Source organism: Pseudomonas qingdaonensis (genome assembly GCF_018398475.1).
Taxonomy (GTDB): Bacteria; Pseudomonadota; Gammaproteobacteria; order Pseudomonadales; family Pseudomonadaceae; genus Aquipseudomonas; species Aquipseudomonas palmensis.
On sequence record NZ_CP074676.1, the window covers coordinates 1,417,756 to 1,441,973 of the forward strand.

Sequence of the window (24,218 nt, forward strand, 5' to 3'; positions counted from 1 at the left end):
CACTAGCAATGGCAATGATTCCCGAAACCCTGGCGAACCTGAACCTGTTCGTCGATGGCACCAGCTTCCAGGGCGATGTCACCAGCCTGACCCTGCCCAAGCTCACCCTGAAAATGGAAGAGCACCGGGTGGGCGGCATGGACATGCCCATCGAGATGGACATGGGCATGGAGAAGCAGGAAGCCGGCTTCACCACTACCGGCGTGCGCCGTGAGTCGCTGAAGTTCTTCGGCCTGGCCGATGGTTCTGCGTTCAACGGCACCTTCCGCGGTGCCTTCAAGGGCCTCAAGGGCACTGTCACCCCGGTGATCGTGACCCTGCGCGGCGCGCTCAAGGAAGTCGACATGGGCGATTGGAAGGCCGGTGACAAGGCCGAGGTCAAGCACACCGTCGCCGTCACCTACTACAAGCTGGAAGTCGGCGGACGCCTGATCTACGAGATCGACCCCATCGGCATGAAGCGCGTGATCGACGGCGTCGACCAGCTCGCGGCACAACGTTCGGCCCTGGGCCTGTAAGGACTTCTCATGACCCAAGCAAAGATCCCCAGCTGGATGAAGCTGAGCGCCGACGGCGTGGTGGTGGCGCTGACCCGGCCGAGCGAAGCCAATGGCATCAAGGTCGACAGCCTGTCGTTGCGCTCGCCTACGGTACGCGACATTCGTGCGGCTCAGTCGGCCGGCAGCAGCGACGACGAGCAGCGTGAGCTGAACCTGTTCGCCTCCCTCGCCGAGGTGGGCATCAAGGACCTGGAGGGCCTCGCGCTCAAGGACTATGGCCGCCTGCAGGCGGGCTATTTTCGCCTGGTGCAAGACGACGAGCTTTGACCCCTCCCTTCAGAAGGTGGCCGCCAGGCGGCTTGCCCGTGAGCTGAATTTTTCTGCCACCGAGATCATGACCATGTCGTTCAACGACATGGTCTGGTGGCTCACGGAGTGAGCCGGTTTTGCACGCACAGGGGGACCGTATGGCAAACGCGTTAGCGTTGAAACTGGTTATCGGCGCCTCGGTCAGTTCGACGATCGGCGCATCATTCAAGCTGCTTGAGGCGCGGATCCGGCAACTCAGGCAATTGAGCAGCGAAGGCAAGGGCGACCTGTACCCGCTCGGGCACGAGACGCTGGGCAACGGGATGCTCGACAGCGCTCCTGGTGACCCGCCAGGCGCGAGAACTCAAGCAAAGACCGGGGGCGCCGTACAGGCTGCTGAAACACAGGGCTCCCGGCACAGGCTGACATTGTTGAAGAGCATCGACGGGCACTTGCAGGTGATCAGTTTCCAGGTCGCCGATGTTGCGCGCCGGCTTTCGCAATCGAAGCCCGCCAGGGTATCCGTAAACATCAGATCGCAAGCGGCACCGCAGGCACCCGCAGGGGCAGCTGCGGCTGCTTCACTGGAGACTGCAGCGCCTGCATCTCTGCCAACCGATGGGACACCTGCGGCGGGTCGGGTATCCGACCCGCTCAGCAGGAGGATGGCGGGGAGCGATGATACCGGGCCCCCGGCAAAGGGGCCGCAGCCCATCGGTATCATCGCTGTTGCCAGTGATTTCAGGGCAGGGCCACGGAAGGCTGGCGTGCTGGGTGGCGACGCTCCCAAAGGCGCAAGGGCGCCGCAACGCGTGTTTGTCGTCAATGCCCAGGACTTTTGCTGCGGCGCGATAACTTCGAGAAGGGGTAGAGGGGGAAGAAAGAACAGCCCCTCCAGGCGCCGACCTTCATCTACTCCGGTTGGGCGCTGGGAAAGCATCAAAGGTTACCTCGGCAAGGCTGTTCCGGCGATCAAGGCCGCTCGAGCGCCCGCAGCCGTCGAGGCCATCTACAAGTTCGGCAAGACCTTCCTCACTGCAGAAACCACCGAGCAGAAGGCCGAGGGATATGGTGGGGCAGTGGGCGGTCTTGGTGGCGCACTGGCCGGGGCTGCGCTGGGCGCTTTCGTTCCTGTCATCGGTCCTGCGATCGGTTCGGTGATCGGGGGTATTGTGTTCAGCGAGTGGGGCTCCTCGTTAGCCAAGAAGTGGTTTGCAGACGACGATGCTGCCAAGCCTCCTGCTGGCGAACCCACTCACTTGTCCAAGTCGCTGGGCGATGTCGCTCGTTCGATGAATCCCGGCGCTGGCGAGCCGATGACAATTCTGTCGTTGCCGCCTGCGCCACCTTCGATCAGCCCTGCGCCGCAGCCGATTGCCCAACAGATCACCTTCGCCCCGAACATGCCCATCACCGTGCAGGGCAGTGTCACCGACCCGGCCCAGTTGGCGATGAACATCGAGCCGATCATTCGACGTCAGTTCCTCGAACTGACCCGTCAGGCTTCGATGCGGCAACTGGCCGACCCCACATTTGTATAAGGAGCTGCCATGACCTACATGGACCAGTTGCACTCGGCCCTGCGGGCGCTGATCGCAGCGGGGGAGGCGGGCCGGCGCAGTGCCGACGAGATGCTGGAGCCCATGACCGGCGCCATCAGCGATATCGCCGAAGCCGCTGCCGCGCTCGAGGACATCCCCTACGTCGGGCCGCTGGTCGGCGCCAGGCTGCAACGCACGATGCGCGCCATCAACCGGGCGCAGCAGGGCGTCGACAAGGTGCTGGGCCGTTACAGCCGCGCCGTGGCCAAGGTTGCGCTGGTGCAGGAGCGCATCGTCATCTTCGAGCAGAAGGCGGCCAAGGCTGCCGCAGCCATCAACAAGGTGGCGGGTCGCATCAGCCCGTCGCTGGGCACGTTGCTGCCCACCGGCAGTTTCGCGCCGTCGGTCACGCCGGCAGCCGAGGTGGTCAAGCCGTTCCCGCACCTGCTCATTCTGCAGTCGTTGCAGGCGCAGGCGCAGCCTTACTACTTCAACCTCGACACCGCGACCTTCGATGAACTGCGTCGCCAGAGCGGCTTTCGCTGGGTGGGCCAGGAGCGCCTGAGCCGCTACCCGGCGCAGCAGGCGGTGGGGCTGGGCGAAGAGCGCATCACCCTCAAGGGCACGATCTTTCCCGGTGCCAAAAGCGGGCTCGGCCAGTTGCAGGCGCTGCGCAGCATCGGTCGGCAATTGCAGCCACTGAGCCTGACCACCGGCTACGGCGAGGTACTGGGCAACTGGTGCCTGACCAGCATCGAGGAGGACCAGAGCAGCCTGGTGGCTGGCGGCATTCCTCGCAAACAAGGCTTTTCATTGGAGTTCGTGAGCTATGGCGATGATCTGCAGAACCTCTGACGGCGATCTGCTCGACAGCCTCTGCCAGCACTACTACGGGCACCTCAACGGCAGCGTCGAAGCGGTACTCGATGCCAACCAGGGCCTGGCCGACCAGGCGCAGCCGTTTGGTGCTGGGGTGCTCATCAGGCTGCCCGCATTGACGCCCGCCCGCCAGGCCCTGGTGCAGTTGTGGGACTGAGCTGGCGCGCCCCCCCTGCCTGCCAGCGCTGCGTGCGCGGGCAGGCCCTTCTGGAGCAGCAACCATGCAACCTGTGTTTCGCATCGTGGCCGATGGCAAGGACATCACCGCGCTGATCAATGATCGCCTGCTGTCGCTGCGTACCACCGACAAGCCGGGCATGGACTCGGACGAGTTCGAACTGCGTATCGACGATCGCGACGGCGAGGTGGCATTGCCGGCACGCGGTGCCTTCATCGAGGTGCATCTGGGCTACGCCGGCCAGGCATTGACCCGCCTGGGGCGCTACGCCGTGGATGAGGTGGAGCTGTCCGGGCCGCCCGACAGCATCGTGATCCGAGGCAAGGCCAGCGACATGCGCGGCAGCGGCAAGACCACCCGCAGCGGGAGCTGGGAGAACGTCACCCTGCAGCAGATCGTGCGCGACATCGCCGCGCGCAATGGCTGGCAGCCAGCGTGCCCGGTGACGCTGCGCATACCGCGCATCGACCAGTTCAACGAGTCGGACTTCAACTTCATCACCCGTCTGGGGCGCCTGTTCGACTGCACCGCCAAGGTAGCGAACGGCGCGCTGCTGGTGATGCCGCGCCAGGCCGGCAAGAGCGCCAGCGGCAAGGCCCTTGGCAACGTCAGGATCAGCCGTGGCGATGTGCGCAGCTGGCAGTTTCGCATGACCGACAAAGGCACCCACAAGGCCGTGCAAACCCGTCATCTGGACAGCAAGAGCGGCCAGCAGAGCGTGGTCGACCTGCCCAACGACGACGCGCCCGACGGCCTGTCGCCTGTGCACACCGACCGCCACCTGTACCCCAACCGTAGCGCTGCCGAGCAGGCCGCCAAGGCCCGCCTGGCGGCGCTCAACCGCAGCACCGCCAGCCTGCGCCTGGAAATGCCGGGCCGCACCGACCTGTTCGTCGAACGCACCCTCGACGCCCAGGGCTTCAAGCCTGGCCTCGATGGCGAGTACCTGATCGAGTCGATCGAGCAGGTGTTCAGCGCGTCCGGGTGGAGCACCACGGTCGAGTGCAATGGCGGCAAGCAAGGCAAGGCGAGGGCCAAGGGCGGGCAGGGTAATGCCGGTCGTTCGCTCAAGGCCGGACAGGCCTGAACCCCTATGCATTTTGGAGAATGATGATGGTCATCACTCAGCAGAACTTGATGCAGATTCTTCCCAGTGCCGGCGCCAATGCCGGCATTTTTGTACCCGCCCTGAACACTGCCATGGCCCGTTGGGAAATCGACAACCCCCGACGCATTGCCGCCTTCCTCGCGCAGATCGGCCACGAGTCGGGCCACCTGCGTTACGTGAAGGAGCTGGGCAGCGATCGCTACCTGTCCCGTTACGACACTGGCGCCCTGGCCCTGCGCCTGGGCAACACGCCGGAGGCGGACGGCGACGGTCAGCGGTACTGCGGCAGGGGGCTGATCCAGGTTACAGGGCGCAACAATTACCGCGCCTGCAGCATGGCGCTGTTTGGCGACGAGCGTCTGCTGGAGTTGCCGCAGTTGCTCGAGCAACCGCGTTGGGCCGCCGAGTCGGCTGCCTGGTTCTGGCACTCGCGCGGGCTTAACGCGCTGGCCGACCGCGGTGAGTTCAACCGCATCACGCGGCATATCAACGGTGGCCTCAATGGCCTGGAGGATCGCCTCAAACTCTGGGCCCGCGCCCGCGAGGTGCTGTGTTGAACCGCTTGCACGCTGGCGTGCTGCTGAGCTTGGTGCTGCTGGCCTGCGCATTGACCTGGCAGCTCCAGGGCTGGCGCCTGGGCCGCCAGCTGGCGCAGCAGCAACAGGCCTGGGCATTCGAACGCCAGCAACTGGCCGAGCGTGCTGCCGCCGAGCTGCAGGGCGAACGCCAGCAACGCCATGTGCTGGAGCGCCAGCTGGACTTGAACGACAACACCCATTATCAGGAGCTTCTCGATGCACAACAGGCTCAGGCACGCTTGCGTGATCGGCTGGCTACTGCTGATCTGCGGTTGTCGGTCCTTCTCGACCGCGACGCCACCCCCGACCTGCCTGCCGCCCCCGGCGCCGGCAGCCTGGATCATGGCGCCCCACGCGCCCGACTTGACCCGGCGCATGCTCGACGAATTATCGCCATCACCGATGCCGGTGACGCCGGACTGATCGCCCTGCGCGCCTGCCAGGGTTACATACGCGCGCTCACACCTTGAGTGTTCAGCCACGCCGCTAGCTGGTGTAGGGTAGGCGCCAGACCTTCAAGGAGCCCGCCATGGACCCGATCACCGCACTTTCTGCCCGGCTGGGGGAACACCTGCGCCGTTACAATGCCCAAGTCACCACGGCCGAGTCCTGCACCGGCGGTGGTATTGCCGAGGCCATCACGCGTATTCCAGGCAGTTCGGCCTGGTTCGAAGCGGGCTACGTGACCTACTCCAACGCCCAGAAGACTCGCCAGCTGGGGGTAGACCAGGCACTGTTCCCGCAGGTCGGGGCGGTCAGCCAGGAAGTGGTCGAGGCCATGGTGCGCGGCGCCCAGGCTGCCAGTGGGGCGCGCTTTGCCGTGGCGGTCAGCGGTGTGGCAGGGCCCGATGGCGGCTCGCCGGCCAAACCGGTGGGCACTGTATGGCTGGCCTGGGGCGACGGTGCGCATGTGGCCAGCGAGCGCCGGCACTTCGATGGCGACCGCGATGCGGTGCGCCGACAAACGGTAATCGCCGCCCTAGAGGGCTTGTTACAGCTTGGCGCAGAGTAAATCGCAAATCGGGGGTAGGCGGAAAGAAAACCCTGTGGAATAATACTGGCTACTTATACAGGTGTTGTGGCCGTCAGGCCCTATCGATGATTACGTGAGGACTTCAATGGACGACAACAAGAAGCGTGCCTTGGCTGCGGCCCTGGGTCAGATCGAACGTCAATTCGGTAAAGGCGCGGTCATGCGCATGGGCGATCACGATCGCCAGGCGATTCCGGCAATCTCGACCGGCTCGCTGGGTCTGGACATTGCTCTGGGCATCGGCGGCCTGCCAAAGGGCCGTATCGTCGAAATCTACGGTCCTGAGTCGTCGGGTAAGACCACGCTGACCCTGTCGGTGATCGCCCAGGCACAAAAAGCCGGTGCCACCTGCGCATTCGTCGACGCCGAACACGCCCTCGACCCCGAGTACGCCGGTAAGCTGGGCGTCAATGTCGACGACCTGCTGGTCTCGCAGCCGGACACCGGTGAGCAGGCCCTGGAAATCACCGACATGCTGGTGCGCTCCAACGCTGTCGACGTGATCATCGTCGACTCCGTGGCGGCCCTGGTACCCAAGGCCGAGATCGAAGGCGAAATGGGCGACATGCACGTGGGCCTGCAGGCTCGCCTGATGTCCCAGGCACTGCGCAAGATCACCGGCAACATCAAGAATGCCAACTGCCTGGTGATCTTCATCAACCAGATCCGCATGAAAATCGGCGTGATGTTCGGCAGCCCGGAAACCACCACAGGTGGTAACGCGCTGAAGTTCTACGCTTCGGTGCGTCTGGACATCCGCCGTACCGGCGCGGTGAAGGAAGGCGACGAAGTGGTCGGCAGCGAAACCCGCGTCAAAATCGTCAAGAACAAGGTGGCGCCGCCGTTCCGCCAGGCCGAGTTCCAGATTCTGTATGGCAAGGGCATCTACCGCAACGGCGAGATCATCGACCTGGGCGTGCTGCACGGTTTCCTCGAAAAAGCCGGTGCCTGGTACAGCTACCAAGGCAGCAAGATCGGTCAGGGTAAAGCCAACTCCGCCAAGTTCCTGGCAGAGAACCCGGAAATCGCCGCGACCCTCGAGAAGCAGATCCGTGACAAGCTGCTGACCGGTGGTGTTGAAGCTGCAGCTGCTGCGGCTGCTGGTAAAACGGCTGCTGCAGAACCTGAAGATGATCTGGTCGACGCTGACGCCGACGCCAACTTCTGATTTGCAGATAGACCATGTCCGTCGTACTCGATACCCCCGTCGCCGTAAGGCGGACAGCTATGGACCTGCTCGCGCGACGCGAGCATGGTCGTGTCGAGCTGACGCGCAAGTTGCGTCAGCGCGGCGCTGAGCTCGAATTGATCGACCAGGAACTCGACCGTCTGACGGAAGAGGGCCTGCTCAGCGAAGCGCGCTATCTCGAAAGTTTCATCAGTTACCGCTCCCGTTCGGGCTATGGCCCTGCGCGTATCCGTGAAGAGCTCAGTCAGCGCGGTTTGCAGCGTAGTGATATCGAACAGGCCTTGCGTGAGTGCGGCATCGACTGGCAAAGCCTGCTGATCGATGTATGGCAACGCAAGTTTTCCGGGCAACTGCCCTCCGATCCGCGCAGTCGCGCACAGCAAACCCGTTTTCTGGTCTACCGTGGTTTTTCCATGGAGATGGTCGGTCGTGTGCTGAGTGGTCGCAGCCTGGACGATTGAGCGATGGCCGACCCGAAAGGGGGTAGGCCAGGCATGTTCACGGTGTGGCTTTTCAGGTGACCTTGAGGGGTTCACGTGCCCGTTGCTGGGCTTCATTGTGCTGAGGCTTTGCCCAGTTTTCCGAGCGGTTGATGAAGTCCACCAGCTCGCGCAGGCGGCCCTGATCGCGTCCATTGAAGGCAAAAGCCAGGCGTGACAAGTGGCTGAACTGTGCCTCGTCATGCTCCTCGCCTGCATAGGCGTGCTGATGGAAGTCGCCACTCAGGCGCAGGTCGGCGAAGGACTGCTGGATGTCGAGCAGGGCCGCTTCGCTGAGCGGGTGGTGTGTGCGAATCACGAACTGGTTCTTCAGCCAGCGGCTGGAGTGGTAGTTGCTGTAGAACTGGTTGATTTCCGCTACCGCATCGTCGGCGTTGTTCACCAGGCGCACCAGCTTCAGATCGTTCGGCAGGATGTAGCGATTGCCTTCCAGCTGGCGGGTAATGAAGTCCAGTGCATCCTGCCAGAAGGTCCCCCCCGGTGAGTCGAGCAGTACCACCGGCACCAGCGGACTCTTGCCGGTCTGGATCAGGGTCAGCACTTCCAGGGCCTCGTCCAGGGTGCCGAAACCGCCCGGGCACAGTACCAGCGCGTCAGCTTCCTTGACGAAGAACAGCTTGCGAATGAAAAAGAAGTGGAACGGCAGCAACTTGTCCGTTCCATCCACCGTGGCATTGGCGTGCTGCTCGAAGGGCAGGGTGATGTTGAAGCCCAGGCAGTTGTCGACGCCTGCGCCTTCGTGAGCCGCAGCCATGATGCCGCCCCCGGCCCCGGTGATCACCATCAGGTCCGAGCGCGCCAGGGTCGCACCCAGCTCGCGGGCCAGGGCATACATGGGGTGTTCGACCGGGGTGCGTGCCGAGCCGAACACGGTGACCTTGCGTCGCCCCTTGTACTGGTGCAGCACACGGAAGGCGTGGTCGAGTTCACGCAGTGCCTGCAGGGTGATCTTGGCGCTCCAGCGGTCGCTGTCATCGTGCGCCATGCGCAACACGGTCAGCATCATGTCCCGGTACAGTGGCAGGTTGGGGCTGTTGGGGGCGACCAGGTTGAGCTGTTGTTCGAGGTGGGTCAGGTCGATTGCATTGTTCTTGAAATGGTTGGCTAGCAATTCGTTGGTCTGGTACGGCATTCAACTTCTCCTTTTGCAGCAAAACCTTCGGCCTGGCCGCACATCGGTCAGGCCCCTCTGCTTGTCCGCAAAGTGAAAGGTCCTGGCTATAAATCTAGACCTTGTCGCAGGGTTATGCCGGTGTCGATCGTGGGCTCGCGAGGACGCGGCAGGCAATGGGCTGTACATGATGTTCAGGTGGGAGCCGGGCGGACAAGCCGGGCCCGAACTGCGCAGTACAGGCCAACAACCGGGGCCTGAAGTGACAAGGCCTGTAGTGACCGTGCGTAGAGTACGCGTCACATTCAGGCCTTGATCGCTGAGCTGCGCGCCGATGGCGAGCAGCGGCGCAACAGAGAACGCTGGTTACTTCTTCTGCCCGGAAACGCAACTGGCCTTGTTGAACGACTGGTCGATCACCGGGCGGTTGGTCTTGTACTCGGTGAAACGGTAGGTCAGCACGGCACCGCGGTCCATCAACTGGCGAAAGCCGGTGTTACGGCACACGCTGTCTCCCAGTTGGCCGCGCATGACTTCCGGGTTTTGCTGCATTTTTTGTGCATGGCCGGCGCGAACGCTGAGGTGGTTGATCAACTGGTTGCCTTCGACAGTGTAGCCCTGATCGAGGATGTCTTCGTTGATTGCCCGAGGGGTACCCACGCTGCTTTCCTTGGCGACTTCTTGAAGCTTCTGGTTCAGGGCGTACTCTTGCTTGGAGACGGCATGCGCGCCCAGCGGCAGGGCAAGCAACAGGCTCAAGGATGGGGCAATGAAACGCAGCATGAATCTCTCCTGGTTCGATAACTGGCGATTTGACCGGTCATTGCGCGCAGTGTTCCGTCACAGGCGCGATGGCAGTACTGGCAGGTCTGTACAGGCTGGAGATTATAAGGGAGTAGCGCGCAACGCTGCACGGCAAATACGGCCAGTGGAGGCGGGCTCTGGTAAACTGCCGGGGTTTTAGTCTCGCTGAGCCTGCGTCGTGCCCTGCCTTTATTGCCATCCCCATTGCCACCGTTGCGCCCTGTCATGAGCCATGCCGTCTCGCGCCTGCGCGCCGAGCGCCTGGCGCGCAGTGTCAAACCCTTCGTCGCGCGCGGCTCGCGTGCGCCACGCTGTCCCGGTTGCCGGGTAATCCCCGAGTACTGTCTATGTGCCTGGCGCCCGCGGATGCAGGCGCACTCGGGCATTTGCCTGCTCATGCATGACACCGAACCACTCAAGCCTACGAACACGGGCTGGCTGATTGCCGACGTGATCGGTGACACCACGGCGTTTGCCTGGGAACGCAAGGCGGTGGATGCACAGTTGCAAGCGTTGCTTGATGATCCACAGTGGCAGCCCTACATCGTTTTCCCGGGTGAATTCGTGGCGCCGGAGCGAGTGGTCAGCAGCGTCGCCCCAGCGTCGGGCAAGCGTCCGCTGTTCATTCTGCTGGATGCCACGTGGCCCGAAGCCCGCAAGATGTTTCGCAAAAGCCCGTACCTGGAACGGTTCCCGGTGCTCAATCTGCAGCCTGAACAGATCTCGCGCTACACATTGCGCCGCTCGCGGCGCGACGACCATTTCTGTACCGCTGAAGTGGCAGCCATGTGTCTGGAACTGGCCGATGACCAGCAGGCCTCGCAGGCACTGGATGCCTATCTGGACGTATTCAGCACCCATTATCTGGGCGCCAAGAACAGGCTTGTGCTGGATGAAGACGATGCCGTGCACCAAAAACTGCGGCCCTTCCTATAGTTCAAGGGGCAAGTACGTCACTTTGCTTCATAATGTGTGCACTGGCGCCATGGGCTACGAGACAACCACCGGGCTTTGAACTTGACCACCCGGTCCGGGCTCGGCATCCTTGGCGCCGATTCGGGCACGACGAAGGCTTGAATGCTGTTTTCCTGGCCCCGACGTGCCTTTTTGGCTTCCGGCACTGCCGCCCGATGCCCTTGAGCTGCCCCGCCAGGCGCCCCCACGCTGGCTGCGCCTGCACAGAACAGGATCATTAGATCGATGGCCACATACGAAATCCTGATTGCCGATGACCACCCGCTGTTTCGCAGTGCGCTGCGCCAGGCCGTTACCCTGGGCCTTGGTCCGGACGTTCGACTGGTTGAGGTGGCAAGCATCGCCGAACTGGAAACCCGCCTGGCCGAGAAAAACGACTGGGACCTGGTGCTGCTGGACCTGAACATGCCCGGTGCCTATGGTTTCTCGGGGCTGGTGCTGCTGCGCGGTCAGTATCCGCAAATCCCGGTGGTGATGGTCTCGGCCCAGGAAGAGGCGGCCGTGGTGGTAAAGTCCCGAGAATTCGGTGCCAGTGGCTTTATCCCAAAATCCAGCCCGCTGGAGCAGATTCAGGATGCGGTCAAGAAAGTGCTCGATGGCGATGTCTGGTGGCCGCCGCAAGCCTTCGAGAAGATCGATGTGTCCGCTGAAGCCAAGGCCGCCAGCGAGGGCCTGGCCAGCCTTACCCCACAGCAATTCCGCGTGTTGACCATGGTGTGCGAAGGCCTGCTGAACAAGCAGATTGCCTATGAACTGAGCGTGTCGGAGGCCACCATCAAGGCCCACGTCACCGCGATCTTCCGCAAGCTGGGCGTGCGTACGCGCACCCAGGCCGCGTTGTTGCTGCAACAATTGGAATCGGTTTCAACGAGTTAAGGCCACTGGCCTTCACGCTTTTTTGACTCGGCGTGCACTAGCCTGCATCGCTCCTCATTGGGTTCAAGTGGCTTTCTATGTCGCCTTTCAAGGGCCAGACCGGCCTTAAACGAGTGTTCAACGCCGCCGGCTATTCGTTCGACGGCCTGCGCGCCGCCTTTACCGGCGAAGCGGCGTTTCGTCAGTTGGTGCTGCTCAACGTGGTGCTGATCCCGGTCGCCTTCTGGCTGGATGTAAGCCGTGCCGAGCGCGCGATCCTGATCGCGGTGTGCCTGCTGGGGCTGATCGTCGAGCTGCTCAACTCTGCCGTGGAAGCCGCGATCGATCGTATTTCCCTGGACCGCCACCCGTTGTCCAAGAACGCCAAGGACATGGGCAGTGCTGCCCAGTTCGTGGCGTTGAGCATCGTGGCGGTGGTGTGGGCGGTGATTCTGCTCTAGGCAATGTGCGGCAGCACGATTTCGTCGCTGCGTCGTACCCCGGCAGTAAAGTTGCGGCACAACTCCAGAAACTCGCGCATCGCCGAGGTCTGGTACTTCTGCTTGTGCCAGATGAAGTAGAACTGCCGCGCCAGGTCCAGGTCGGGGGTTTCCACCGCCACCAGGCTGCCGCGACGAAACGCATCGCGCAGCGCCAGACGTGAAATGCAGCCGATCCCGAGCCCTGATTCCACCGCGCGCTTGATCGCTTCGGTATGTTCCAGCTCCAGGCGGATGTTGAGTGTCGAGCGATGGTGGCGCATCGCCTGGTCAAAGGTCAGGCGCGTGCCTGAACCCTGCTCGCGCAGAATCCAGGCTTCATGGGTCAGTTCCTCAAGGCTGGCACGACCCTTGAGCGCCAAGGGGTGCTGCGGCGCGCAGAACACCACCAGTTCGTCCTCGACCCAGGGCTGAACCTCCAGGTCGGGGTGGTTGCAATCGCCTTCTATAAGACCCAGATCAATTTCATAGTGCGCGACCTGATGCACGATATGGGCGGTGTTCTGTACATGCAGTTTGACCTGGCTCTCCGGGTGAACCTGCATGAAGCTGCCGATCAGCAAGGTGGCCAGGTAGTTGCCAATGGTCAGTGTGGCGCCCACTGCCAGAGAGCCGAAGCCGGACTTGCCGTTGAGCAGGTCCTCGATTTCCTTGGCCTGGTCGAGCAGGGCCACGGCCTGGGGCAGCAACTGGTGCCCCAGTGCATTGAGGCTCAGGCGCTTGCCGGCACGATCGAACAGCTGACAGCTGGATTGCCGTTCAAGCTCGGTGATGGAGGTGCTCGCAGCCGACTGCGACAGCGCCAGTATCCCGGCCGCACGGGAGACGCTCTGGTGTTGCGCGACGGCCACGAAGACCTGAAGTTGACGCAGTGTAAATCGCATATCTATATAACCGATAAGACATATCTTGATAATTCATTTAACAGATATTGTCGCTCGCACTAAACTATCGCGCAATCGCGCTCACGGTCAGCGCTGCGTTATTTTTCAGGAGCCCCCGTACATGAGCAACATGAACCACGAACGTGTCCTCAGTGTTCATCACTGGAACGACACCCTGTTCAGCTTCAAGTGCACCCGCGACCCGGGCCTGCGCTTCGAGAACGGTCAGTTCGTGATGATCGGCCTGCAACAGCCTAACGGCCGCCCGCTCATGCGCGCCTATTCGATCGCCAGCCCTAACTGGGAAGAGCATCTGGAGTTCTTCAGCATCAAGGTGCCGGACGGCCCGCTGACCTCGCAGTTGCAGCACCTGAAGGAAGGCGACGAGATCATCATCAGCAAGAAGCCTACCGGCACCCTGGTGCTGGATGACCTGAACCCGGGCAAGCACCTGTACCTGCTGAGCACCGGCACTGGCCTAGCACCGTTCATGAGCGTCATCCAGGACCCGGAAACCTACGAGCGCTTCGAGAAAGTGATCCTGGTCCACGGTGTGCGCTACGTCAACGAAGTGGCCTATCGCGAGTTCATCACCGAGCACCTGCCGCAGAACGAGTTCTTCGGTGAGGCGCTGCGTGAAAAACTGATCTACTACCCCACCGTCACCCGCGAGCCGTTCGAGAATCAGGGTCGCCTGACTGACCTGATGCGCAGCGGCAAACTGTTCAGCGACATCGGCCTGCCGCCGATCAACCCGCAGGACGATCGTGCGATGATCTGCGGTAGCCCGAGCATGCTGGATGAAACCAGCGAAGTCCTGAACAGCTTCGGCCTGAAAGTCTCCGCGCGCATGCGCGAGCCAGGTGACTATCTGATCGAGCGTGCGTTCGTCGAGAAGTAAGCAGGCAGTACCAATAAAAAACGCAGACCGTGGTCTGCGTTTTTTTTTGCCCTGGATTTGTGGTGCGGCATTCGCCGGCGCGGCGTTCCTGCGACCTTGCGGGCGCCGGCCCTACGCCTCGCGCACCACCTCCAGCACCCGGATCGTATCCAGCTGAGGGTAGTGCCAGCGTACCTGCACATCCCAGAACCCGACCCCGTACACGCGCTCGACCGGGGGCACCTGATAAGCCGGGCGTGGATCCTGTGCCAGGCATTGTTCTATCAGCTCCACCAACGGCTCTGCGAGACGCAGCGCATGCGCATGGGCCTGCTGCAGTGCCGAGTCGCTCCATTGCACCGTGATCGGCGCAGGCGGGGCGCTGGCCATGTGATTGACCGCCCCGGCTACGCTGTCGGCATAGGGTACATAGGGCTTGATATCGATGACCGGCGTGCCGTCCAGCAGGTCGATGCCCGACAGCAGCAGTCGCCCGGCCTCGACGCCCTCCAGCTTCACCACCGACTGCCCGATGCCGTTTGGCCGGTGGGTGGCGCGGGTGGCGAACACGCCCATCGACGTGTTGCCGCCCAGGCGCGGCGGGCGCACCTTCAGGCGCGGCTTCTCTTCCAGGGCCTGATGAAACAGGAACAGCAGCCACACGTGGCTGACCTGCTCTAGCCCGGCAACCGCTTCCCCCTGATCGAAAGGCGATACCAGCTCCAGCACCCCGCGCGCAGCCGGAGCCAGCTGCGGTTGGCGCGGGATGGCGAACTTCTCCTTGAAGCAGGAGCGCACGTAGCCGACCGGCTCGACACTGTAGGCCATGATCGAATCAGCCACGCACTCGCAGGGTCAGGCCCTTGAGGAAGTTGCGCAGCAACTGGTCGCCACAGGGGCGGTAGTTGCTGTTGCCGACCTTGCGGAACAGGGCGCTGAGTTCAGGCTTGGACACCGAAAAATCCGCCGCCTTGAGAATGGCATGCAGGTCGTCTTCCTTGAGCTCGAAGGCCACCCGCAGTTTTTTCAGGATGATGTTGTTGGTGACCGGCAGTTCGACCGGCAGAGGCGGGCGGCTCTCGTCACGACCACGCTTGAACACCACCAGGCCATCGAGAAAATGCGCGATGACCTCGTCCGGGCAGCGCACGAAGCCTTCTTCCTCGTCTTTTTTCAGGTAGCTGGCAATGTCGGCATCGCTGACGTCAAAACCGTTGATGCGGGTGATCTCTGCCAGTTTGGCATCGCTGATATCCAGCATGTAGCGCAGGCTGCGCAGCACATCGTTGTGAATCATTGGACAATCCTGATCAAGTGGCAACGCCCGAGTGGCGAGGCCTAGAATTTTTCTTTGCTGGACAGGTAGCGCCACTGGCCCAGCGGCAGCTTGCTCATGGCCACGCCGCCCAGGCGAATACGGCGCATGCTGACCACGCTGACACCGACACTGCGGCACAGCAGTTCGATCAGCCCCGGCGTCGGGTTTTTCAGCACCATGCGCAGGCGCGTCTCGTTCTGCCAGCTGGCCTTGATGCGGGGCAGTTCCTGGCCCTTCCAGGTGAAACCGCGGTTAAGGCGTTCGAGACCATGGGCAACCATCTCGCCGCTGACCTCGACCACATACTCCTGCTCCAGCTTGGCCAGGTCCGAGGTGACCTTGCGCACGGCACGCCAGTCCTGGCTGTACACCTGCAGGCCGCTGGCGCCCTGTTGCAGCTCGGCGACGCAGGTCAGCCGGGCAAAGTGGCCCTTGAGCGGGCGATGCCCTTCGGCGTGGGCCTCGGACAAGGTGGCCGGGGTCATGCTCAGGCGAGCGCTTTCGCTGTCCTGGTCGGCGGCCTGGTGCAGCAGCAGGGTTACCGGTTCCAGGGCTTCGGCCTTGGCGCCCGGCAGCAGGGCGACGACCTGGCCGTCGACCTTGAGCTGTGGCTCGTCGACGACGTTGCCGTCAACGGTCACCCAACCGCCTTCGATATAGAGTTCGGCCTCCCGTCGGGAGCAGCCGACCAGTTCGATAAGGCGTTTGGAAAGACGAATGGGTTCAGACATGACGGCGGCCGTGGCACAGGGAAAGGCGCCCATTGTAACCGCCCGGGCGGGCGAAGGCCCGGCTACATTCGTGCCGGGCGGCTATTAATGCCGTGAGGGGATGATTTTCGGATCGGCCTTACAGCGTCCTTCAGCCCGTGCTCGCAGACTGTGTACGACCTAGCCTGAGGTGAAGCAGGGGGTAGGGTTTGCCCATGCCGTCCTTTTCCGAGCGCCCGATGACTTCGAAGCCTTGGCTGGCATAGAAGCCGATGGCCTGGGGATTCTGCTCGTTGACGTCGAGCTCATCGGCGTTCAGCTCATTGATGGCATGCCGCAGCAACTGCTTGCCGATGCCCTGACCGCGATACTGCGGGTCGACGAACAGCATTTCGACACGCCCGGCCGCTACACCGGCAAAGCCGGTGATGCGTTGCTGGCTGTCCTTGCAGCAGATCAGCATCACTGCATCCAGGTACTTGGGCACCAGTTCACGCAGCAGCACGATGTAGCTGTCGGGGAGAAAATCGTGGGTGGCACGTACCGAGGCTTCCCATACCTGCAGCAGGCGAGGGTAGTCGTGGGGGCTAGGGGTTTGCACGGTGGAATGCGCGCGCATCTCAGGGTCTCCTGGGGTGTCCGTACTGGACACGATAGTCCAATAAAAAGCCCCGCCATGATGGCAGGGCTTTTCCAGGCCGCAAAGCGTCAGACAGGCTCGGCCCACAGGTCGTATTCGTCGGCATCGGTGACGACGCACCAGACCTTGTCCCCCGGCTTGAAGCCGTGGTCGCCGTCGATGAACACATTGCCGTCGATCTCCGGGGCGTCGAAGAAGCTGCGGCCCACCGAGCCCTGCTCCTCCACTTCGTCGATCAGCACTTCGATGCGCTTGCCGATGCGCAGTTGCAGGCGTGCGCTGCTGATGGCCTGCTGGTGGGCCATGAAGCGATCCCAGCGGTCCTGCTTGACGTCATCAGGAACCACGGGCAGGTCCAGGTCGTTGGCCGGTGCGCCTTCGACGGGCGAGTACTGGAAGCAGCCGACGCGGTCGAGCTGAGCTTCGGTGAGCCAGTCGAGCAGGTACTGGAAGTCTTCCTCGGTCTCGCCGGGGAAGCCGACGATGAAGGTGGAGCGGATGATCAGCTCCGGGCACTGTTCGCGCCATTTCTTGATGCGTGCCAGGGTCTTGTCTTCGAAGGCAGGACGCTTCATCGACTTGAGCACCTTGGGGCTGGCGTGCTGGAACGGGATGTCCAGGTACGGCAGCAGCTTGCCGGCGGCCATCAGCGGGATCACGTCATCGACGTTCGGGTACGGGTACACATAGTGCAGGCGCACCCACACGCCCAGGCTGCCGAGCGCTTCGCACAGCTCGAGCATGCGCGTCTTGACCGGCCGGCCGTTCCAGAAGTCGGTCTTGTACTTGACGTCGACGCCGTAGGCGCTGGTGTCCTGGGAGATCACCAGCAGCTCCTTGACGCCGGCCTTGACCAGGCGCTCGGCCTCGCTCAGCACCTCGCCCACCGGGCGGCTGACCAGCTTGCCACGCATCGACGGAATGATGCAGAAGCTGCAGGTGTGGTTGCAGCCTTCGGAAATCTTCAGGTAGGCGTAGTGACGCGGGGTCAGCTTGACACCCTGGGGCGGCACCAGATCGATCAGCGGATTGTGGTCCTGACGTGGTGGCACCACTTCGTGCACGGCGTTGACCACCTGCTCGTACTGCTGCGGCCCGGACACCGACAACACGCTGGGGTGCACGTCGCGAATGTTGTTGGCGTCGACACCCATGCAGCCGGTAACGATGACCTTGCCGTTTTCCTTGATGGCCTCGCCGATCACTTCCAGCGATTCGGCCTTGGCCGAGTCGATGAAGCCACAGGTGTTGACCACCACCACGTCGGCATCCTCGTAGGTGGGCACGACTTCATAGCCTTCCATGCGCAGCTGGGTCAGGATGCGCTCGGAATCGACCAGGGCTTTGGGGCAACCCAGGGAAACGAAGCCGACCTTTGGCGTGGTGGGCGTGGCGGTGGTGGACATGGTTAACCTCGGTGTAGAGGGGCTGCTTGGCACGCGAAGGTGGCAGCCCTGACGGGCGCTTTGGGGCGCCTCTGATCAAAAAGTGCGCAATTCTAGCGAGGCACAACGCGCTTGACTAGCAGAAATGCGACGAACGCTGCGCTATGCTTCGCGCCATCGCTCCCGCGTCGTTCAGCGCTGCGTTCGGCACGCTGCGACGGGTTGCAAAAATGATAGCGCCTGGCGCGAATTTCGCCGGCCTCTGGGTCTTGGTTGCGGGAGTGGTTGATGGTTCAGGCAAGCAGTCAGGCCAATGCCGGGCATACGGCGGCAAAGCCGCTGAGCCTGCTGGTGGCGGCAGTCGGGGTGGTATACGGCGATATCGGTACCAGCCCCTTGTATACCCTCAAGGAAGTCTTCTCCGGCGGCTATGGGGTGCCGGTCAACCATGATGGTGTGCTGGGCATCCTGGCGTTGATCCTGTGGTCGCTGATCTGGGTGGTGTCGATCAAGTACGTGCTGTTCATCCTGCGCGCGGACAACCAGGGGGAGGGTGGCATCATGGCCCTGACCGCGCTGGCCCGACGAGCGGCTGCACCTTATCCCAGGTTGCGTGCGCTGCTGGTGGTGTTCGGCTTGTTCGGTGCGGCGCTGTTCTATGGCGACAGCATGATCACCCCGGCGATTTCGGTGCTGTCGGCGGTCGAAGGCATGCAACTGGCGTTCGATGGCATCGATCACTGGGTGATACCGGTGGCGCTGGTCGTGCTGGTGGCGCTGTTTCTGATCCAGAAGCACGGTACCGCGCGCATCGGCATTCTGTTCGGGCCGGTGATGGTGGCCTGGTTCGTGGTGCTGGCGGCCCTGGGCGTGCACGGCATCATCCAGCGCCCCGAAGTGCTGCAGGCGCTCAACCCGATCTGGGCCGTGCGCTTCTTCATCGTCCACCCCGGCATGGGCGTGGCGATTCTGGGCGCCGTGGTGCTGGCGCTGACCGGGGCCGAGGCCTTGTACGCCGACATGGGGCATTTTGGCCGCAAGCCGATCGCGCGGGCCTGGTTCGCGCTGGTGCTGCCGGCGCTGGTGCTCAACTATTTCGGTCAGGGCGCATTGCTGCTGGAGAACCCCGAAGCGGCACGCAACCCGTTCTACCTGCTGGCCCCCGGCTGGGCGCTGGTGCCGCTGGTCGGGCTGGCCACCCTGGCCACCGTGATCGCTTCCCAGGCGGTGATTTCCGGGGCCTTCTCCCTCACCCGCCAGGCCATCCAGCTTGGTTATGTGCCGCGCATGCAGATCCAGCACACCTCCAGCGACGAGCAGGGGCAGATCTACATCGGGGCGGTCAACTGGTCGCTGATGGTCGGGGTGATCCTGCTGGTGCTGGGCTTCGAGTCCTCCGGCGCGCTGGCGTCGGCCTATGGCGTTGCGGTAACCGGGACCATGCTGATCACCACCATCCTGGTGTCGGCGGTGATGTTGCTGCTGTGGAAGTGGCCACCGCTGCTGGCGGTACCGGTACTGCTGGGCTTTCTGTTCGTCGACGGGCTGTTCTTTGCCGCCAACGTGCCCAAGGTGCTGCAGGGTGGGGCATTTCCGGTGCTGGCAGGGATTGCGCTGTTCATCCTGATGACCACCTGGAAGCGCGGCAAGCAGATCCTGGTGGAGCGCCTGGATGAGGGCGCGTTGCCATTGCCGGTGTTCATCGCCAGCATCCGCGTGCAGCCGCCGCACCGTGTGGAAGGTACGGCGGTGTTCCTGACCGCGCGTTCGGACGCGGTGCCCCATGCGCTGCTGCACAACATGCTGCACAACCAGGTGCTGCACCGCCAGGTGGTGTTGCTCACCGTGGTCAACGAGGATTCACCGCGGGTACCGCCACAGCGGCGTTTCGAGGTGGAGGGGTATGGCGAGGGGTTCTACCGGGTGATCCTGCATTTCGGCTTCATGGACGAGCCGGACGTGCCGGCGGCGTTGAAGCTGTGTCACCTGGACGAGCTGGATTTCAGCCCCATGCGCACCACCTACTTCCTCAGCCGCGAGACGGTGATCGCATCCAAGCTGGTGGGCATGTCGCGCTGGCGTGGGGTGCTGTTTGCCTTCCTGCTGAAGAATGCCAACGGCAACCTGAGGTTCTTCAACCTGCCATTGAACCGGGTGATCGAGCTGGGTACGCAGGTGGAGATCTAGCGGGGCCTTTCGCCGCCAAGGCGGCTCCTGCAGGATGCGATCCGTTGCAGGAGCCGGCCTTGCCGGCGAGGCTTCTACTGTTCAGCGACGCTGGACTTTCCCTGGCGCGTTTCGATCTCGCTGATCAGGCGCTTGGCCAGGGCCGGGTAGTTTTCGTCGAAGTGGTGCCCGCCGGGCAGCTTCACGCGCTCACCCACGGCGGTATGGTCGGTGCAGCCGCTTTCATCGGCCTCTTCTTCACCATAGATGCACAGCACCTTGCTCGGCGGCATCCTGGCCATCTCAGGCCCGGTTGGCGCCTCTTTGCCGGCATTGCCCAGCCAGCCCTCGACCTCGATCTCGAAACTGCCACTGCGCGCGAACGCCAGCAGAATCACCGCATCGATGCGCTTCTGGTCTTCGGGTGGCAAGCGGTTGTAGATCGCCGGCAGCACGTCGGCACCGAATGAATAGCCGGTCAGTACGAAGCGTTTGGTGCCCCACTTCTGGCGGTAGTGCTGCATCAGCTCGGACAGGTCGACTGCGCTCTGCTCCGGTGTCTTGTGCTGCCAGTAGTAGCGCAGGGTATCGATGCCCACCACCGGGTAGCCCAGCTTGGCCATCTCGCCCGCCACGTCGCGGTCAAGGTCGCGCCAGCCGCCATCGCCGGACAGGAACAGCGTCACGGTGTCGGTGGTCTGGCCGGCCGGCACTTCCACCACCGGAATGCTCAGTGCATTGCCATCCACGCCCAGCAGGGCCTGGGTCAGCTGGGCCTTGAGCACCTGGGGCAGGTGGATGTCGTAATCGCTGATGCTGGTCTGTGCATTGGCCTGGTCGCGCACGAAGGCGGCGCTGGCGTCATCCGGGTTGTCGTTCCAGGCCACGTTCCAGTGACCATGGGCGGCCGACTTGGGCAGCGCGGCGCTGCAGCCGGGCTGCTCGATGCTGAACCCCACGGAGATGGCCTGGGCCTTGTCGTTGGTCTGCCCGGCCAGCCAGCTCCAGGCCAGCCCGGCTCCCGGGCCGATGCCGGCAACCAGCGTCGGCGTGCCCTGCAACTGTTGCAAGGCCTGCTGCAGCGCCTGCTGCTGCAGGTTGCAGTCGCTCGGCGGCAGGATCACCTGTACCAGCTGGGCGCGGGCACTCTGGCTCAGGTCGATCAGTTGCTTGTCGCTCAGGGCCTGGTCCTGCGGCACGGCCACGGCCACCAGGTCCTTGCCTCGCGTGCTTGGGGTAACCCGCACCAGGCTGCTGCCATCGGCCAGGGTCAAATGTTCAAGGTGCGGTTGCGGGGCAGGGCGGGCCCACAGCCAGAAGCCCAGGGCCGCCGCGAGCAGGGCCAGCACCAGGGCGGCCAGTACATGAAGCCAGTAGCGTCGAATCATCAGCGTTTCACCAATCCGGTCAGGCCGCCTGCAATCAGGGCGGCGGTATCGGCCAGGGCCACCAGGGGATCGAGCCCGGCGGGTACGGCCATGTAACGGGGTTCCCAGTCAGGCTGGAACTTGTCTTTGAAGCGGCGCAGGCCCTGGAAGTTGTACAGTTGCTCGCCGCGCTGGAACACCATCGAGCCCAGGCGCTGAGTCAGAGGTGCGCCGCGACGCGGCTGCAGCCCGGACAACGGCACCATACCGAGGCTGAAGCGCGCATATCCATGCGTCTTGTAGTGTTGGATCAGGCCGATCATCAGAAACTCCATGGTCAGCTTCGGTGCTTGCGGGTGCGCGCGCATCAGGTCCAGGCTGGCCAGCTCGCGGCTGTGGGTTTCGAGCAGGTTGGCAAAGGCCACCGGCTGGCCCTGGAAGCGAATCAGCGCGATGCGGAAGTGCTGCAGGTACTCTGCGCTGAAGCGGCCCAGCGAAAAGCCTTTTTCGCGCACGTTCTTGCCTTCGAGCCAGGCATCGGAAATCACCTTCAATTCCTCGAGCGGGGCTTGCCCGGGCTCGTGGATCTCCAGGCTCAGGCCGTCGCGCCCGCCGCGGTTCCAGGTATAGCGCAGGTCTTTCATCTCCTTGCCCTTGGCGTCGAGGTCGAAGCGCAGCAGGTCCACGCGGGCCTCTTCGCCCAGCTTGATTGCGGTCAGGCCGATGTCCATGTAGAAGGGCAGGTTCTCGGCACGCACCTGGTAGAACACCGGTCGAGCGTGATGGATATCGCACAGGTCGCGAAACTGCCAGATCATCTCGGCGCGGCGCTGGGCCGGGCCGATCGGGTCGTACAGCGCCACCAGGCTGCGCCCGCGGCGGGCGTACATCAGGAAGGCGTCATCCTGAGGGTGGAACAGCAAAGCCTTGTCGCCGGTCAGCGCCAGGCCGCCATCGGGCTGGTCGGAGCTCTGCAGGATGCGGTTGGCCCGTTGCAGCTCGTCACCTGTAGGCAGGTGGATGGTCGGGCGTGCGGTACGCAGCAGCCAGGTCAGTGCAACGATCACCAGCAGTACCGCGCTACCGAGCAATGAGCGCAGCCCACGCGGGGCATCGGCGTCCAGGGTGAACTGCCACCACAGCTGGTGGCTGTAGGGCACGTCCTGGTAGGCGAACAGCAGCAGCCACACCGACGCGCCGATCACGCAAGCACTGGCCACCACGTAGACCGGCGAGAAGGGCAGCTCGAGCAGTCGGCTGGGCCGGTAGAACGAACCGCGGAACACTGCCAGCAGGCAGGCGGTAAACGTCAGCAGGCTGGCCTCTTCCCAGTCGAAGCCCTTTAGCAGCGACAGCAGGGCGCCGACCAGCAGCAGCACGGTGGTGAGTATCCAGGCTGCCGACAGGCGCCGCCGCAGGCCCTGGGCCAGCAGCAGGCACAGCACGCCGATCAGGCTGGCGCCGAAGTGCGAGGCATCGATCAAGCGGTGCGGCACCAGGAAACCCAGGTGCTCCAGGCGCGTGTCGATTTCAGGCGTGGCCCCGGAGAACAACAGCACCACGCCCGACAGGAACACCAGAATCGCCAGTACCGGTGCGGCAAGCCCGGAGGCCACCTTCATGGCCTGGCGCGCGAACAGAAAGCGCTTGGCTTCGCTGGCCAGCAGGACCACGCAGGCCACCAGCAGCGGCAGCACGACATAGATCAGGCGGTACAGCAGCAGCGCAGCGGCAAGTGGCGCTGCCCCCAGCTGGTCGGCGAAGGCGGCCAGCAGGATGGCCTCAAAGACCCCGACCCCGCCGGGCACGTGGCTGAGCACACCGGCAGCCAGGGCCAGCAGGTACACCAGCAGGAACGCACCGAAGGGCGGAGCCTCGGGCAGCAGCAGGTACAGCACCGTGGCGGCGGCAGCCACGTCCAGTGCGGTGATCAGCAACTGCAGCAAGGTCAGGCGCGCGCCCGGCAGGCGCAGTGTGCGTCGGCGTATGCGTACCAGCAGGTTGTCGGCCAGCGGCTGTTCCGGCAGTCGACGCCGGTACAGCCCGTAGGCCAGGGCCATGCTCAGGCCCAGTACCGCGACGGCGATGGCTGCCAGTACCGGGGCCGGCGTGCGCAGCGCCATGGCCGCGGCGGGCAGGTTGCTCAGGGTGGCCAGCGCTGCCAGCGGCGGCAGCGCGCAGCCCAGCGACAGGCTGGCAAACAGCGTCATGCGGGCCACTTCGGCACCGCCTATGCCGTGGCGGGCGTACAACCGGTAACGCACCGAGCCGCCGGACAGCAGCGACAACCCGATCGCGTTGCCGATGGCGAATGCACAGAAGCCGCCCATGGCCAGGGTGGCTGAAGGCAGCCGGACCCCGGCATAACGGCTGGCTGACCATTCATAGCCCAGCAGGATGACAAAGCCTGCGACCGTGGCCAGCAGTGCACCGGCCAGGGCGGGCTTGGGCACACTCAGCAGCGAGTCGTGCAGGGCATAGATATCCAGCTCGCTGAGCAGATGGCGACAGGCAATCAGGGCGATGCCGAACAGTAGCAGGGTGACCGCCAGGCCGATCGGCTGACGATACCGGCTGAGCAGTTCCAGCCAGCGCAGGCGATGCGGGGCGATGGGCTGGGCGGCGCTAACGGGGGTTTCTGCTTCGGGCGTTTGTGGGCGCATCAATCACCTTTTTGGATTGCGCGCGACTGGACGATGTATCCGACCAAGTTACCAATCCCTATGGAAAAATAATGTCTGAATCTTACTCGCGATCATGCCGATCCGCGCCCATCAGGATAGTTAAAGAAGTTTCATGCTGCCGCAA

The 24,218-nt window shown here is 63.5% G+C and carries 26 protein-coding genes; 16 read left to right on the forward strand and 10 right to left on the reverse strand.

Annotated features, from left to right (window positions below; all coding sequences use genetic code 11):
* Positions 1 to 8 precede the first annotated feature (8 nt).
* The 11 genes from KH389_RS06545 (at position 9) to recX (ending at position 7,776) form a co-directional block, all read left to right on the forward strand.
* Positions 9 to 518: a phage major tail tube protein gene (locus KH389_RS06545; protein ID WP_196932112.1), complete on the forward strand. Its 510-nt coding sequence runs from the start codon at positions 9 to 11 to the stop codon at positions 516 to 518.
* A 9-nt stretch (positions 519 to 527) separates the two neighbouring features.
* Positions 528 to 827 carry a phage tail assembly protein gene (locus tag KH389_RS06550; RefSeq protein WP_213607080.1) on the forward strand — a complete coding sequence of 100 codons (300 nt, stop codon included), beginning with the start codon at positions 528 to 530 and terminating at the stop codon, positions 825 to 827.
* A gap of 140 nt (positions 828 to 967) precedes the next feature.
* On the forward strand, positions 968 to 2,350 hold the full coding sequence (locus KH389_RS06555) for a hypothetical protein (protein ID WP_213607081.1): 1,383 nt from the start codon (positions 968 to 970) through the stop codon (positions 2,348 to 2,350).
* Between the two features lie 9 nt (positions 2,351 to 2,359).
* Positions 2,360 to 3,205 (forward strand): phage tail protein, encoded by an 846-nt coding sequence (locus tag KH389_RS06560; RefSeq protein ID WP_213607082.1) that lies wholly within the window; start codon positions 2,360 to 2,362, stop codon positions 3,203 to 3,205.
* The gene (locus KH389_RS06565; RefSeq protein WP_213607083.1) at positions 3,180 to 3,386 is read left to right on the forward strand and encodes a tail protein X; all 207 of its coding nucleotides are present in this window, start codon (positions 3,180 to 3,182) and stop codon (positions 3,384 to 3,386) included. Before KH389_RS06560 ends, KH389_RS06565 begins: the two co-directional genes overlap by 26 nt.
* Before the next feature lie 64 nt (positions 3,387 to 3,450).
* Complete coding sequence (locus KH389_RS06570) at positions 3,451 to 4,494, forward strand: phage late control D family protein (protein WP_213607084.1); 1,044 nt, start codon at positions 3,451 to 3,453, stop codon at positions 4,492 to 4,494.
* Positions 4,495 to 4,520: 26 nt separating this feature from the next.
* Positions 4,521 to 5,072 (forward strand): glycoside hydrolase family 19 protein, encoded by a 552-nt coding sequence (locus tag KH389_RS06575; RefSeq protein WP_043864272.1) that lies wholly within the window; start codon positions 4,521 to 4,523, stop codon positions 5,070 to 5,072.
* The gene (locus KH389_RS06580) at positions 5,069 to 5,563 is read left to right on the forward strand and encodes a lysis system spanin subunit (protein ID WP_058541502.1); all 495 of its coding nucleotides are present in this window, start codon (positions 5,069 to 5,071) and stop codon (positions 5,561 to 5,563) included. The genes KH389_RS06575 and KH389_RS06580 overlap by 4 nt, the downstream gene beginning before the upstream one ends.
* A 59-nt stretch (positions 5,564 to 5,622) precedes the next feature.
* Positions 5,623 to 6,105, forward strand: coding sequence for a CinA family protein (locus KH389_RS06585; protein ID WP_054914980.1), 483 nt, complete (start codon positions 5,623 to 5,625; stop codon positions 6,103 to 6,105).
* A 106-nt stretch (positions 6,106 to 6,211) separates the two neighbouring features.
* Positions 6,212 to 7,294: a recombinase RecA gene (gene recA, locus KH389_RS06590; protein WP_043864269.1), complete on the forward strand. Its 1,083-nt coding sequence runs from the start codon at positions 6,212 to 6,214 to the stop codon at positions 7,292 to 7,294.
* A gap of 14 nt (positions 7,295 to 7,308) precedes the next feature.
* Positions 7,309 to 7,776 (forward strand): recombination regulator RecX, encoded by a 468-nt coding sequence (gene recX, locus KH389_RS06595; protein WP_043864268.1) that lies wholly within the window; start codon positions 7,309 to 7,311, stop codon positions 7,774 to 7,776.
* Between the two features lie 52 nt (positions 7,777 to 7,828).
* Here recX and KH389_RS06600 read toward each other — a convergent pair whose 3' ends face one another.
* Together KH389_RS06600 and KH389_RS06605 are read right to left on the reverse strand one after the other, a co-directional pair.
* Entirely contained in the window at positions 7,829 to 8,947 is a 1,119-nt protein-coding gene (locus KH389_RS06600) for an LOG family protein (protein WP_210014257.1), read from the reverse strand.
* A gap of 345 nt (positions 8,948 to 9,292) precedes the next feature.
* Positions 9,293 to 9,709 (reverse strand): quorum-sensing-regulated virulence factor family protein, encoded by a 417-nt coding sequence (locus tag KH389_RS06605; RefSeq protein WP_213607085.1) that lies wholly within the window; start codon positions 9,707 to 9,709, stop codon positions 9,293 to 9,295.
* Positions 9,710 to 9,955: 246 nt separating this feature from the next.
* Here KH389_RS06605 and KH389_RS06610 point away from each other — a divergent pair, with 246 nt between their 5' ends.
* The 3 genes from KH389_RS06610 (at position 9,956) to KH389_RS06620 (ending at position 12,021) form a co-directional block, all read left to right on the forward strand.
* Positions 9,956 to 10,666, forward strand: coding sequence for a tRNA-uridine aminocarboxypropyltransferase (locus tag KH389_RS06610; RefSeq protein WP_213607086.1), 711 nt, complete (start codon positions 9,956 to 9,958; stop codon positions 10,664 to 10,666).
* Between the two features lie 264 nt (positions 10,667 to 10,930).
* Positions 10,931 to 11,581 (forward strand): response regulator transcription factor ErdR, encoded by a 651-nt coding sequence (gene erdR, locus KH389_RS06615; RefSeq protein ID WP_043864264.1) that lies wholly within the window; start codon positions 10,931 to 10,933, stop codon positions 11,579 to 11,581.
* A gap of 77 nt (positions 11,582 to 11,658) precedes the next feature.
* On the forward strand, positions 11,659 to 12,021 hold the full coding sequence (locus tag KH389_RS06620; protein WP_054914977.1) for a diacylglycerol kinase: 363 nt from the start codon (positions 11,659 to 11,661) through the stop codon (positions 12,019 to 12,021).
* Here the strand turns inward: KH389_RS06620 and KH389_RS06625 are convergent.
* Complete coding sequence (locus tag KH389_RS06625; RefSeq protein ID WP_043864262.1) at positions 12,018 to 12,944, reverse strand: LysR family transcriptional regulator; 927 nt, start codon at positions 12,942 to 12,944, stop codon at positions 12,018 to 12,020. The genes KH389_RS06620 and KH389_RS06625 overlap by 4 nt on opposite strands.
* Positions 12,945 to 13,065: 121 nt before the next feature.
* Here KH389_RS06625 and fpr point away from each other — a divergent pair, with 121 nt between their 5' ends.
* The gene (gene fpr / locus KH389_RS06630) at positions 13,066 to 13,845 is read left to right on the forward strand and encodes a ferredoxin-NADP reductase (RefSeq protein ID WP_043864261.1); all 780 of its coding nucleotides are present in this window, start codon (positions 13,066 to 13,068) and stop codon (positions 13,843 to 13,845) included.
* Positions 13,846 to 13,956: 111 nt separating this feature from the next.
* On the opposite strand, the gene tsaA is transcribed toward fpr, so the two are convergent.
* The 5 genes from tsaA to rimO form a co-directional block, all read right to left on the reverse strand.
* Complete coding sequence (gene tsaA, locus KH389_RS06635) at positions 13,957 to 14,652, reverse strand: tRNA (N6-threonylcarbamoyladenosine(37)-N6)-methyltransferase TrmO (protein WP_043864304.1); 696 nt, start codon at positions 14,650 to 14,652, stop codon at positions 13,957 to 13,959.
* Between the two features lie 7 nt (positions 14,653 to 14,659).
* A complete protein-coding gene (locus KH389_RS06640) occupies positions 14,660 to 15,121 on the reverse strand; it encodes a YehS family protein (protein WP_043864260.1) in 462 nt (153 codons plus the stop codon).
* Positions 15,122 to 15,162: 41 nt separating this feature from the next.
* Positions 15,163 to 15,873 carry an rRNA pseudouridine synthase gene (locus KH389_RS06645; protein ID WP_088514533.1) on the reverse strand — a complete coding sequence of 237 codons (711 nt, stop codon included), beginning with the start codon at positions 15,871 to 15,873 and terminating at the stop codon, positions 15,163 to 15,165.
* 130 nt (positions 15,874 to 16,003) lie between these two features.
* Entirely contained in the window at positions 16,004 to 16,471 is a 468-nt protein-coding gene (locus KH389_RS06650; protein ID WP_043864259.1) for an acetyltransferase, read from the reverse strand.
* An 89-nt stretch (positions 16,472 to 16,560) separates the two neighbouring features.
* The gene (rimO, locus tag KH389_RS06655; protein ID WP_043864258.1) at positions 16,561 to 17,898 is read right to left on the reverse strand and encodes a 30S ribosomal protein S12 methylthiotransferase RimO; all 1,338 of its coding nucleotides are present in this window, start codon (positions 17,896 to 17,898) and stop codon (positions 16,561 to 16,563) included.
* 267 nt (positions 17,899 to 18,165) lie between these two features.
* Here rimO and KH389_RS06660 point away from each other — a divergent pair, with 267 nt between their 5' ends.
* On the forward strand, positions 18,166 to 20,064 hold the full coding sequence (locus KH389_RS06660; protein WP_058541506.1) for a potassium transporter Kup: 1,899 nt from the start codon (positions 18,166 to 18,168) through the stop codon (positions 20,062 to 20,064).
* A 74-nt stretch (positions 20,065 to 20,138) separates the two neighbouring features.
* Here the strand turns inward: KH389_RS06660 and KH389_RS06665 are convergent, their stop codons facing one another.
* Together KH389_RS06665 and mprF are read right to left on the reverse strand one after the other, a co-directional pair.
* Complete coding sequence (locus KH389_RS06665) at positions 20,139 to 21,431, reverse strand: virulence factor family protein (RefSeq protein ID WP_043864256.1); 1,293 nt, start codon at positions 21,429 to 21,431, stop codon at positions 20,139 to 20,141.
* On the reverse strand, positions 21,431 to 24,073 hold the full coding sequence (gene mprF, locus KH389_RS06670) for a bifunctional lysylphosphatidylglycerol flippase/synthetase MprF (protein ID WP_043864255.1): 2,643 nt from the start codon (positions 24,071 to 24,073) through the stop codon (positions 21,431 to 21,433). Before mprF ends, KH389_RS06665 begins: the two co-directional genes overlap by 1 nt.
* Positions 24,074 to 24,218: the final 145 nt, after the last annotated feature.